This window comes from Blautia luti, assembly GCF_033096465.1.
In the GTDB taxonomy this organism is placed as follows: Bacteria; Bacillota; Clostridia; order Lachnospirales; family Lachnospiraceae; genus Blautia_A; species Blautia_A luti.
Genome location: NZ_AP028156.1, coordinates 728,449 through 740,372 on the forward strand (window position 1 = coordinate 728,449; position 11,924 = coordinate 740,372).

Genomic DNA, 11,924 nt, shown 5'->3' on the forward strand with positions numbered 1-11,924 from the left:
GATAGCAATTATTATCCGGATGAAGGGAAGAACATTCTATGAAAAAGGTATTGATCGTAGAGGATGAAATTCTGGCAAGACTTGGACTGCGTCAGCTTGTAGACTGGAAGAAACTGGATCTGGAACTGCTGCCGGATGCAACAGATGGAGAAGAAGCATTGGAAATGATCCGGAACAGCCGTCCGGATATCATTCTTCTTGATCTGAATATCCCCAGAGTCAGCGGGCTGGAAATTCTGGAATTTTTGAAGAAAGAAGAAATGAAAACCAGAGTAATCGTGGTAAGCTGCCAGGAAGAATTCGATGTTGTAAAGAAGGCAATGAAGTTGGGGGCGTATGATTATCTGCGAAAACTGAATCTGAGTTCTGATGAACTGGAAAGTATTCTGGAAAAGTGTCTGGGAGAAACAGAAGAAAGAAATGCGATGCATCTCCGGGGAATACGGGAAATCCGTTATGAAGAGATCATCAGAGATAGCAGGGATATTTTTGCAGGTACATCTAACTATCAGGCACTGATATGCATACTGGCAAAAGATCCGGACGGGCTGTCCAAAGTTACAGAACTGATCCGTAAATGGGCCCAGACCGATGCCAGGGAAGGCCTGCAGATCCAGAAGGGAAATCAGTACGGATATTTCCTGCTGGCAGAAAAGCCGGAAAGATTTGTCTATACGAAGTTAAAAGAAAAGGCAGAGCAGAGGATTGGCAGAGAACTGTATATGGGAATTTTTGAAGGCTGTATGGAAAAAACAGCGGATATTATCCGGGCTGCTGCGATGGCAGAACAGATACAGCTTTTCAGCTATTATGATAAGGAAGAGAAGTTGGTGTTTTTACAGAAGAAGATCGAGACAGAGGGGCACAGTCCCAGGGGAATACATGGGTATCTGGATTCTTTAAAAGAGAACATTCGCTGCTTTAATAAAGAAGAAACGGAACAGGATCTGCATGGAATCTTCGGACTGATCCGGCAGGAGCCCTATATCAGTATCAATGTGCTGAGAAGAAATTTTATGGATATTCTGGGAATTTATTCTATGGTTGCACAGTCACTGGATGGTGCACTGGAAGAAATAGAGCTGGATGGAGATAACTGTCATTATCAGAAGATCATGATGATGGAGAGTCTCAGAGAAATAGAAAAATGGTTTTTGGAATTTAACAGTATTTTTATGGAAAAATTCTGGATCGCCTACAAATGCAGCAGATCAGAAATCCTGCAAAAGGTAGTGAAATATATAGAAATGCATATCACAGAACCCATCCATCTGTCAGATGCAGCTGGTGAAACAGGAGTTTCTTCTGCCTATCTCAGCACGATATTCAAAAAAGAGATCGGTTATAATTTCATAGAATATGTAAATCTCCGAAAAACAGAACTGGCCAGGCAGATGCTTCAGGAGGGAAAAATGGTCTATGAAGTTTCAGAACTTCTTGGCTTCGAAAACAGTACGTATTTCTCCAGGGTATTCAAACGTTATACGGATGTGTCACCGGATACTTACCGGAAGCAGAGCGAAATATAAATTAAATGAAAAAAAGATCAGCCGTTCCGAAAGAAACCGGCTGATCTTTTATGTACCAGTTAATTATTCTGCTGGGTGGATAGCTTCTGTTGGACAGGCTTCTGCGCATGTTCCACAGTCTAAGCAAGCGTCAGCGTCGATTACGAAATGCTCATCTCCCTGAGAGATAGCTTCTGCTGGACATTCGCTCTCACATGTTCCACAGCTTACACATTCGTCTGAAATTACATATGCCATAATTATAATCCTCCTTATTATAATATCGTTTTTAGTACCTCTTCGGTTCTGGCTTTATTCTAATATATCTTTGTCAGAATTACAAGTATAAAATCAGAAACATTATAAAATAATATTAAGTTAGATTACGCTTACTTTTAGAAGCAAAAGAATAATTGCGCGAATGAACAAAAAAAATAAGGATGTCAAAAAAAAAATATGTTTTTTTCGAATTTATTGACAATTCAAATGGAGAAATGTATAGTAAAGGTACTTGCAAAGAGGCATAACACACACGGTTGTGCCTCTTTTATTTCGTAACAGGAGACTTAACACAGAAAATGGAGGAAAGAAGAATGAAAAAAGCATTGGCAATTGGACTTGCAGCAGTGATGGCAGTTTCCATGAGTGCACCGGTATTCGCAAGTGATGACAGCGAAAGCGGCGCAGGGATCGCGAAAGAAGATCTGAAGATTGGCGCGATCTATATCGGAGATGAGAATGAAGGCTATACCGCAGCGCATATGGCTGGTATCGATGAGATGGTAGAGAACCTGGGACTGGACGATTCTCAGGTGATCGAGAAAACTCTGATCGGTGAAGATGAAGGATGTTACGATGCAGCAGCAGACCTGGCAGACCAAGGATGCCAGATCATTTTTGCAAACAGCTTCGGACATGAGACCTATATTCTGGAAGCAGCAGGAGAATATCCGGACGTACAGTTCTGCCATGCAACCGGAACCCAGGCATCCTCAAGCGGACTTTCCAATATGCATAACTACTTCACCAATATTTATGAAGCACGTTATGTATCCGGTGTGGTAGCAGGCCTGAAACTCAATGAGATGATCGAAGACGGTACAGTGAAAGAAGACGCATGTAAGATCGGTTATGTAGGCGCATTCCCGTATGCAGAGGTTATTTCCGGTTATACTTCTTTTTATCTTGGTGCGAAGAGTGTATGCCCGTCCGCTACAATGGAAGTAAAATATACAAACAGCTGGGCAAGCTTTGATCTTGAAAAAGAGTGTGCAGATGCCCTGATCTCTGACGGCTGTGTACTGATCAGCCAGCATGCAGATACTACAGGTGCTCCTACAGCATGTGAAGCAGCAGGTGTTCCTTGTGTAGGTTACAACATTGATATGACATCTGTAGCTCCGAACACAGCACTTACCTCCGCATCTATGGACTGGGGCGTATATTATACTTACGCAGTACAGTGCATGCTTGACGGCACGGCAATCGATACTGACTGGTGCAAAGGTTTCGCAGAAGGCGCAGATAAGATCACACCTCTCAATGACAAAGTTGTAGCAGAAGGCACAGAAGAAAAAGTAAAAGAAGTAGAAGATGCGATCAGCGATGGTTCCCTTCATGTATTTGATACTTCTACATTTACTGTAGACGGCAAAGAACTGGATACATATGAGAAAGATGGAACAGAATATGTTTCTGACGGATATTTCCATGAATCCGAATATGGTTCTGCACCTGCATTTGATGTAGCTATCGACGGAATCACATCCATCACAGAATAAGTACTGAAACAGGCGGAGCTGCATGTCAGCAGCTCTGCTTTTTCTTATTTCACGGGAAATCATGTGTGCAAAGGGAGTCTCCATAATATGGAGGTTTCTTTTGCTGTATTATGGAACCGATAGTAAAAATAGCAGTTCCATAATCCATAAGCATGACAGAACTGTAGCATCTGGCAGGCGAAGAAAAGGAGGGAAACGATAGTGGGAGAAAACTATGCACTTGAACTTAGAGATATTTCCAAGCGGTTTGGTTCGGTCCAGGCAAATGACCATGTAAATCTCACACTGAGGAAATCAGAGATCCTTGCGATCCTGGGAGAAAACGGAAGCGGCAAGACGACTCTGATGAATATGATCTATGGGATTTATTATCCGGATGAGGGACATATTTTTGTAGATGGAAAAGAAGTAAAGATCCGTTCACCGAAAGATTCTTATGAACTGGGAATCGGTATGGTACATCAGCATTTCAAGCTGGTAGATGTGCTTACGGCAGCAGAGAATATCATTCTGGGACTTCCGGGCAAAGGAAAGCTGGATATGAAGAAGATCACGGAAGATATTCAGAAGCTGGTGGACAAATATGGTTTCGAGATGGATCTGTCACAGAAGATCTATGAGATGTCCGTATCCCAGAAACAGACAGTAGAGATCATAAAAATGCTCTACCGCGGCGCAAGGATCCTGATTCTGGATGAGCCTACAGCAGTACTTACTCCCCAGGAAGCAGACAGGCTGTTTGATATCCTGCGGAACATGCGTGCAGATGGATGTTCCATTATGATCATCACCCATAAGCTGCAGGAGGTGCTGGCACTGTCTGACCGTGTGGCAATCCTGAGAAAAGGACAGTACATAGACACTGTGGAGACGGCACAGGCCAATGTCCAGAGTCTGTCAGAGATGATGGTAGGTGCCCGTGTTGATCTGAATATTGAACGTCCACAACCACAGAATGTAAAGAAAAGACTGGTGGTCAAAGGTCTAAACTGCAGAAATAAAGATAGTGTAAAGACACTGGATGACATTGATCTGTCTGTAAATACAGGAGAGATCCTGGGTATTGCCGGTATTTCCGGAAGCGGTCAGAAGGAATTTCTGGAAGCTATTGCAGGCCTTCAGGAGGTAGAAAGTGGCTCCATCAGCCTGCTGGATGATGGGGGAAAAGCCCTGGAACTTGCAGGAATGGATTCCATTTCCATTAATAAAGCAGGAATCAGCCTTGCCTTTGTCCCGGAGGATCGTATCGGTATGGGACTTGTAGGGGATATGGATATGACGGACAATATGATGCTCAGAAGCTACCGCAATGGAAAAGGCCCCTTCCTTGAGAGAAAAGGCCCGAAGGCTCTGGCATTGAAGATCAAGGAACAGCTGGAAGTTATGACACCAAGTATCTCCGCGCCTGTCCGTCAGATGTCAGGAGGTAATGTACAGAAGGTTCTGGTAGGACGTGAGATTGCGCAGAATCCGAAAGTACTGCTGGTAGCTTTCCCTACCCGTGGTGTGGATGTCAACACTTCCCATGTGATCTATCAGCTTCTGAATGAGCAGAAGAAAAAAGGCGTAGCAGTGGTCTGTGTCATTGAGGATCTGGATGTGGTCCTGGAGCTGTGCGACAGGATCGCCGTATTCTGCGGAGGTAAGATCAGCGGAATCGCAGATGGCAGGAGTGCTACGAAAGAAGAAATAGGCCTTCTTATGACGAAACATGAAAAAGGAGGGGAACAGGCATGAAAAAAGAACCTTTCTTACAGGTGAGTAAAAGAAGAAATAAAGCCGGATGGCAGGAACGTCTGCTGATCCGTTTCATTGCCCTGATCCTGGCGCTGGTCGTGTGCGGAGCTGTGATCGTGGCACTTGTAAAAATGAATCCTGTGGATGTATATAAAGCCATCTGGGACGGAGCCATGGGATCTGAGAGACGTCTGTGGCAGACTATACGAGATACCATGGTGCTCTTATGTATCTCCATCGGCCTGGCACCTGCATTTAAAATGAAGTTCTGGAATATCGGCGCAGAAGGACAGATCCTTATCGGAGGAGCCTGTTCCGCAGCAGTGATGATCTATGCAGGAGATAAGATGCCTACAGGCCTGCTTCTTATTGTAATGTTCGTGGCCAGTGCACTGGGTGGAATGATCTGGGGAATGATCCCGGCAGTATTTAAGGCCAATTGGAATACCAATGAAACACTGTTTACCTTAATGTTAAATTATGTTGCCATGCAGGTGATCACTTTCTGTATTGTATTCTGGGAGAATCCGAAAGGTTCCAATACCGTAGGTATCATCAATCAGGCTACGAAAGCCGGATGGCTTCCGGATCTGTTCGGACAGAAATATGGATGGAACGTAGTTATTGTTCTGATCCTGACAGTGGGAATGTTTATTTATCTGAAATACTTTAAACAGGGATATGAGATCGCAGTAGTAGGAGAGAGTGAAAACACAGCCAGGTATGCAGGCATTCAGGTAAAGAAAGTGATTATCCGTACCATGGCGATCTCCGGTGCCATCTGCGGAATCGCAGGTTTCGTAATTGTCAGCGGAGCCAGCCATACGATCTCTACTGCTACAGCAGGAGGACGTGGTTTCACAGCCATCATTGTTGCATGGCTTTCCAAGTTTAATACATTTATCATGGTTGCAGTTTCCTTTGGTATCGTATTTATGGACCAGGGTGCTGTACAGATCGCAACGCAGTACGGACTGAATGAGAATGCTTCGGATGTACTTCTGGGAATTATCCTGTTTTTCCTCATCGGAGCAGAATTCTTTATTAATTACAGAGTAAAGCGTACGAAGAAATAGGAGGTAGATGCAATGAGTGTACTGATCATCTTTATTCAAAAAGCAATTGTCCAGGGCATCTGTATTCTTTATGGTGCGCTTGGTGAGATCATGACAGAGAAATCCGGTAACCTGAACCTGGGGATTCCGGGAATTATGTATATGGGCGGTATTTCTGGCCTGATGGGAGCTTTTCTCTATGAGAAAGACAATCCTGATCCCAATGCACTGGTGGGAGTTCTGATCTCTTTCCTGTGCGCATTCGCCTGTGCAGCCATCGGCGGACTGATCTACAGTATCCTGACCATCACACTTCGTGTAAACCAGAATGTAACAGGTCTGGCACTTACCATCTTCGGTACAGGATTCGGTAACTTCTTCGGGGGTTCCATTTCCAAACTTGCAGGTGGTGTGGGCCAGATTTCCGTAAAAGTAACCGGCAGTGCCTATACAGCGAAGATTCCTGGACTGTCGAAGATCCCGGTGATCGGAAGTGTGTTGTTTAACTATGGATTTATGACTTATCTGTGTATCATCGCAGCAGTGGTATTATCCTATTTCCTGTTTAAGACAAGAGCAGGCCTGAGTCTCCGTGCCATCGGTGAGAATCCTGGTACAGCAGATGCAGCAGGTATCAACGTTACGAAATATAAATATCTGTCTACCTGTATCGGTGCAGGACTTGCAGGACTTGGGGGACTTTATTTCGTAATGGAATACTCCGGCGGAACCTGGACAGACAACGGATTCGGTGACCGCGGCTGGCTGGCAGTGGCACTGGTAATCTTTGCATTGTGGAAACCGCTGAACGCTGTCTGGGGAGCATTTCTCTTCGGTGCGCTGTATATTCTGTATCTGTATATCCCGGGACTGGGACGAAGTATGCAGGAAGTATTTAAGGCACTTCCTTATGTAGTAACCATTATCGTGCTGGTATTTACCAGTTTCCGAAAGAAGAAGGAACATCAGCCGCCTGCCGCGCTGGGACTTCCGTATTTCAGGGAAGAGAGATAAAATATTGGAAAAGGGGAGTTTTCTGGTTGATTCCTGAGTAAAATAGTATTATAATACCAACAGTGGGTTGTTGCCCGTATATACAGTTAAACAAGGAGGAAACGAACAATGGCTAAAGTATCTAAAGATATGCTGATCGGTCAGCTTCTTCAGGTTGATCCTAATATTGCACCAATTCTTATGAGAGCAGGAATGCACTGCCTTGGATGCCCGTCATCCCAGATGGAATCTCTGGAAGAGGCTGCTATGGTTCATGGCCTGGATGCAGATGTTCTGGTAAACCAGATCAATGATTTTCTTGGAGAATAATAAGATTGATGAGAGAGAACCACAGTTTTGAGACTGTGGTTCTTTTTTTGTTCCATAAAAATTTATGAGAATAACAAAGTATAATTGTCCGAATTACGATGCCGGTGATCGCCATGTCTGCCAATGCCTTTGCAGAAGATGTGAGACTGGTGAAACAGGCAGGGATCACAGAAATAAAAATACCGCTACTTTCCTCTTATTTAAAGAGGAAAATGGCGGTATTATTTTATAACTGTGTGAGCTGCTGAAGGGCTGACTCGGAGATCAGTTCTCCGTGTTCCTTCAGGAATGCTTCTCCGGAGAGGGTGAAAGCTCTGCCACTGCCGTATTCTGTGAGAATATTGCAGATCCGGTTGAATTCCTCAGGAGAGCAGGAAGACTGATGTACTACCAGCTTATAGCTGCTGTCGGAGAGATCCTTGTATAAAGTATTCTCACCTGTGAAATAGCTGTTCAGTCCGTGGGCAGCTGCAATAACGTCATCCAGTGTGTCAAATTCGTAGAGACGGATCAGGTTCACATCTGCAGCCGGGCTGCTCTGAGCTGTGTCGCCGGAAGGAGTATCAGACGGAGCTGTCTTCTCTTTCTTCTGTGTACTCTTTACCTTGGCTTCATAGAGTTTCTGGAAAATGTCGATGATGTTGTCAGCGCCGTCCAGCTCTATGGTATTGGACTGTTCCTTTCCCTTAAACGGAGCAAATTTGGAAAAACGGGTATCCAGTTCTTCCGGATCCTCTACCTTGGTAATGATGAGGATGATGCTCTCTGTGCTTACAGGGATGGCTTCTATCATTAATGGGATATTATCAGCTTCAAATCCGAACTGGATCTGTGCCTGCTGCATCATGTCGCGGAAAAGCTTCTTCGCTTTATCTGTGCCGTAAGCAAGTTCGCTGATGCGGATCTGATGATTCTCCAGATCCTCTCTGGTCAGGGTGCAGCGTATCTGATTGTCGTTGATCTTTTCTATTTTCATGTTCTATCACATCCTGTTCTGTTTACGCCCGTTTTCGGAGAAAACGGGACATGGCATCGAAATGCTTTGGTTAAATATAATTATATACACTATATTATATAACAGGAAACTGCAAAATGTAAAGATAAGTAATTTACCTAATTATAAAAATTTTGGGAACAAAATCGAAAAAAATAAACAAATTGACAAAAGCTCTTGCACCCTGTACAGAAGTATGTATAATGAAGAACAGGAGAAAACAAAAAGAACCTGCTAAAAGTATTATAACATTTCCAGGCCGCGTTACCATTTATTCATCGGCGTTCCTGCCGCGGTAATGCATAGGCATATTTCCCATATAAGATAACCTATAAATGAAAAAGAGATCAGCAGGGAAAATTGTTTTTTCCGGAACCTGTATGGTGTTTTCTAAAAAATATAAAAAGGAAAGGAGGACAACTTACGGAAAATATATCACGGGCTACTCAGAAAGACCTGTGTAAACCATTGGAGAATGAAACAGAGAGCTGTGTCAGGAAAGATCTGAAGAAAGACTTGAAAAAAGAACTGAAAAAAGAACTGAAAGAATACCGCTCCCAGGGAATTCCACTCTATCTGAATGGAAGACCAAGTTCTCCCAAGTCCATTGCGAAAGCCTGTCAGATCGCAGAGGGCGGTGGTTATATGCGGGATTACGTAGAGGATGAAAAAGGACGCATTGCTCGTGTCGATTTCGATTTTATCGAAAACAGATAACCAAAGAGGGGCTGTCTGAGATCACATGGAATCTCCCCCGAGGTCCATAATGCCGCCGGACAGCCTCCACAGAAAAGAAGAAATGCATCCGGAGCAGAGGTTTTTGGGTGTTTATAAATATAAAAAAAATATGAACCGATAATTTGTGCAATACAACTGTAAGGATCTATGGTATAATATAAAAGATAGCGGGGAAGAAGGCAGGATATCCATAAGCGCTCGTGTCAACACGATAAAATATCTGAGAACGGAACCCTGGCATTGTATCAGACTATATCGAAACTATACCGAAAGGAAGAAAAAAATGGACAGAAAATATAAGCCTGCATTGGCTGTAGGAGTTCTGATCCTTCTTGTGGCAGTGATCGGAGTGTTAAGCACAGTGATCATACGCCATATTCCCACCAAGGAGAAAATGGATCTGAATGAATACTATGGAGAACCGGCAGACGGAGAGGCAGCCCTGATCCTGGGAACAGAGCAGCTGGAAGAGAGAGGCCTGGTAGACGGCGATAAGATATATCTGCCGCTGGATGTAGTAAACACATATCTGAACCAGAGATATTACTGGGATTCAGCTAACCAGCAGGTACTTTATGCCACACCGTCAGAACTGACCACTGCACTGGCAGCTTCAGAGCCGGGAGACCAGGTATGGCTGAAAAATGATACGGTTTACCTGAACCTGTCATATGTACAGCAGTATACGGATATTGATGCCTACATATATAAGGATCCTTACCGTGTGGCCATCCAGTATCAGTTTGATCAGATAAAAACAGTCACAGTTAATAAGAAGACAGCAATACGCTACCGGGGCGGAATTAAATCCAAAGTCCTTACCACGGTAGCCAAGGGAACCCGGCTTCGCCTGATCGAGGAACTGGAGGACTGGGATCAGGTTGCCACAGATGACGGTTATATCGGATATGTAGAGAAAAAGAAAGTTGGGGATGTGTCACAGACAGTGATCGACCGTACTTTCCAGAGTGAAGAATATACTTATATTACCATGGATACTCCGGTAAATATGGTATGGCATCAGGTTACATCCACAGATGCCAACGCATATTTCGCAGATGCCACAGCCAATATGACCGGGGTAAATGTGATCTCACCTACCTGGTTTTATCTGACAGATACAGCAGGAAATATTGCCAATATTTCCAGTGCAGATTATGTATCTCAGGCTCATGAGAAGGGACTGCAGGTATGGGGACTGATCGATAATTTCACACAGGATGTGAGCACAACAGAAACCCTGGCCAGTACTGCAGCCAGACAGAATATCATCAGCCAGCTGATCCAGGCGGCTGTCAGTGTGGGAATGGATGGAATTAATGTGGATTTTGAATCTCTCAGTGAAGATGTGGGAATTCACTTCCTGGAATTCTTAAGAGAGCTTTCTATAGAGTGCCATAAGAACAATCTGGTACTTTCTGTAGACAATCCGGTTCCCGAGGATTTCACCAGCCATTATGACCGTGCAGAACAGGGACGTGTGGTGGACTATGTGATCATTATGGGATATGATGAGCACTACGTTGGTTCTGAAGCTGGTTCCGTTGCCTCTCTTCCATGGGTAGAGAAGGGAATCCAGGATACACTGGAAGAAGTTCCTGCAGAACGTGTGATCAATGCAATTCCATTTTATACCAGACTGTGGAATACCACAGGAGGTGCAGTGACCAGTGAGGCTATTGGAATGGATCAGGCGCAGCAGGTGATCGCTGAGAATAATGTGGAAACCTACTGGGATAAGACTACTTCCCAGAATTATGGAACGTATGATGTGGATAATTCCACATACCAGATCTGGCTGGAAGATTCCCAGTCCATTGCCGAGAAAGTGAAGCTGGTGTCCAAATATGGACTGGCAGGTGTTTCTGCATGGAAGCTGGGATTCGAGAACAGTGGAATCTGGCAGGTGATTACTGACAATCTGAACTGAAGATCTGATCATAATTAACACAAAAGAAAAAGCATGATGCTAAAAACACCCTCTGAGACATATATTGAAATGAATATGCCAGGGGGTGTTATTATATTGAAGAAATATGGGATAGAACTGGCTATGGCATGTCTGCTGCTTCTGAGTTTCTATATTCTTTCCAGGGAAGCAGCACAGACTGCAGGAAATATGAGCAGATCTGAGAGTTCACAGGTGATACTGGTAGATGCAGGCCACGGCGGTGCAGATCCGGGAATGATCGGTGTGGGAGGACTGGAGGAGAAGGGGATCAATCTGGAGATTGCCCTGAAACTGAAAAAAGTTCTGGAAGAGAAAGGATTTGCGGTGCTCATGACCCGTGAGAAGGATCAGGGACTGTATGATGAAGATTCCAGAAATCAGAAGGCGCAGGATATGCAGCGAAGGATCGCGCTGATCCGTGAGAATTCCCCGGTGCTGTGTGTAAGCATTCATCAGAACAGTTATCAGGATCCGGCTGTATATGGACCGCAGGTCTTTTATTATGAAGATTCTGCCCAGGGAAAGACACTGGCAGAGCTGATCCAGACAGAACTGAACACCCGGCTGGAAGTAAAAAGGCCCCGTTCCCCGAAAGGGAATAAGACCTATTATCTGCTGAAGAGAAGTGAAAGTGTGCTAAATATTGTGGAATGTGGCTTTCTTACAAACCAGGAAGAAGCTGGTCTTCTGCAGCAGGAAGAGTATCAGCAGAAGATAGCACAGGCAGTGGCAGAGGGGATCTGTACATATTTGCGGGAAGATACTTTTAAATAAAAAAGATATTTGCTATACTGTTAAAAACTGGTATATGGTTTTCAGAATTTTCCGAAATGAGCC

11 protein-coding genes are annotated in these 11,924 nt (G+C 44.2%); 9 read left to right on the plus strand and 2 right to left on the minus strand.

Features of this window, described 5'->3' with window-relative positions:
- Positions 1-38: 38 nt before the first annotated feature.
- Positions 39-1,529 carry a response regulator transcription factor gene (locus R8695_RS03405; protein ID WP_154780911.1) on the plus strand — a complete coding sequence of 497 codons (1,491 nt, stop codon included), beginning with the start codon at positions 39-41 and terminating at the stop codon, positions 1,527-1,529.
- A 63-nt stretch (positions 1,530-1,592) separates the two neighbouring features.
- Here R8695_RS03405 and R8695_RS03410 read toward each other — a convergent pair whose 3' ends face one another.
- The gene (locus tag R8695_RS03410; RefSeq protein WP_118511208.1) at positions 1,593-1,766 is read right to left on the minus strand and encodes a DUF362 domain-containing protein; all 174 of its coding nucleotides are present in this window, start codon (positions 1,764-1,766) and stop codon (positions 1,593-1,595) included.
- Between the two features lie 371 nt (positions 1,767-2,137).
- Between R8695_RS03410 and R8695_RS03415 the strand changes: the two genes are divergently transcribed.
- The 5 genes from R8695_RS03415 to R8695_RS03435 all read left to right on the plus strand — a co-directional run bounded on the left by R8695_RS03415 (position 2,138) and on the right by R8695_RS03435 (position 7,404).
- A complete protein-coding gene (locus R8695_RS03415; RefSeq protein WP_416385746.1) occupies positions 2,138-3,289 on the plus strand; it encodes a BMP family ABC transporter substrate-binding protein in 1,152 nt (383 codons plus the stop codon).
- 201 nt (positions 3,290-3,490) lie between these two features.
- Entirely contained in the window at positions 3,491-5,026 is a 1,536-nt protein-coding gene (locus tag R8695_RS03420; protein WP_118511212.1) for an ABC transporter ATP-binding protein, read from the plus strand.
- Positions 5,023-6,102, plus strand: coding sequence for an ABC transporter permease (locus tag R8695_RS03425; protein ID WP_118511214.1), 1,080 nt, complete (start codon positions 5,023-5,025; stop codon positions 6,100-6,102). Before R8695_RS03420 ends, R8695_RS03425 begins: the two co-directional genes overlap by 4 nt.
- Positions 6,103-6,114: 12 nt before the next feature.
- Positions 6,115-7,095, plus strand: a complete 981-nt coding sequence (locus tag R8695_RS03430; RefSeq protein WP_118511216.1) for an ABC transporter permease — start codon at positions 6,115-6,117, stop codon at positions 7,093-7,095.
- Positions 7,096-7,203: 108 nt separating this feature from the next.
- A complete protein-coding gene (locus R8695_RS03435; RefSeq protein ID WP_118511218.1) occupies positions 7,204-7,404 on the plus strand; it encodes a DUF1858 domain-containing protein in 201 nt (66 codons plus the stop codon).
- A 226-nt stretch (positions 7,405-7,630) separates the two neighbouring features.
- On the opposite strand, the gene R8695_RS03440 is transcribed toward R8695_RS03435, so the two are convergent.
- Positions 7,631-8,380, minus strand: a complete 750-nt coding sequence (locus R8695_RS03440; protein WP_118511220.1) for an adaptor protein MecA — start codon at positions 8,378-8,380, stop codon at positions 7,631-7,633.
- Between the two features lie 486 nt (positions 8,381-8,866).
- Between R8695_RS03440 and R8695_RS03445 the strand changes: the two genes are divergently transcribed.
- The 3 genes from R8695_RS03445 to R8695_RS03455 all read left to right on the plus strand — a co-directional run bounded on the left by R8695_RS03445 (position 8,867) and on the right by R8695_RS03455 (position 11,861).
- Positions 8,867-9,115, plus strand: a complete 249-nt coding sequence (locus R8695_RS03445; RefSeq protein ID WP_243139586.1) for a hypothetical protein — start codon at positions 8,867-8,869, stop codon at positions 9,113-9,115.
- Positions 9,116-9,419: 304 nt separating this feature from the next.
- The gene (locus R8695_RS03450; RefSeq protein WP_154780912.1) at positions 9,420-11,066 is read left to right on the plus strand and encodes a glycosyl hydrolase family 18 protein; all 1,647 of its coding nucleotides are present in this window, start codon (positions 9,420-9,422) and stop codon (positions 11,064-11,066) included.
- 96 nt (positions 11,067-11,162) lie between these two features.
- Positions 11,163-11,861 (plus strand): N-acetylmuramoyl-L-alanine amidase, encoded by a 699-nt coding sequence (locus tag R8695_RS03455; RefSeq protein WP_243139587.1) that lies wholly within the window; start codon positions 11,163-11,165, stop codon positions 11,859-11,861.
- The last annotated feature ends 63 nt before the right edge of the window (positions 11,862-11,924 follow it).

Bases quoted from the DNA above. Each gene is read 5' to 3' on its own strand.
- R8695_RS03405 (WP_154780911.1), top strand. From the start codon at position 39: ATGAAAAAGGTATTGATCGTAGAGGATGAAATTCTGGCAAGACTTGGA.
- R8695_RS03410 (WP_118511208.1), bottom strand. From the start codon at position 1,766: ATGGCATATGTAATTTCAGACGAATGTGTAAGCTGTGGAACATGTGAG.
- R8695_RS03415 (WP_416385746.1), top strand. From the start codon at position 2,138: ATGGCAGTTTCCATGAGTGCACCGGTATTCGCAAGTGATGACAGCGAA.
- R8695_RS03425 (WP_118511214.1), top strand. From the start codon at position 5,023: ATGAAAAAAGAACCTTTCTTACAGGTGAGTAAAAGAAGAAATAAAGCC.
- R8695_RS03430 (WP_118511216.1), top strand. From the start codon at position 6,115: ATGAGTGTACTGATCATCTTTATTCAAAAAGCAATTGTCCAGGGCATC.
- R8695_RS03435 (WP_118511218.1), top strand. From the start codon at position 7,204: ATGGCTAAAGTATCTAAAGATATGCTGATCGGTCAGCTTCTTCAGGTT.
- R8695_RS03440 (WP_118511220.1), bottom strand. From the start codon at position 8,380: ATGAAAATAGAAAAGATCAACGACAATCAGATACGCTGCACCCTGACC.
- R8695_RS03450 (WP_154780912.1), top strand. From the start codon at position 9,420: ATGGACAGAAAATATAAGCCTGCATTGGCTGTAGGAGTTCTGATCCTT.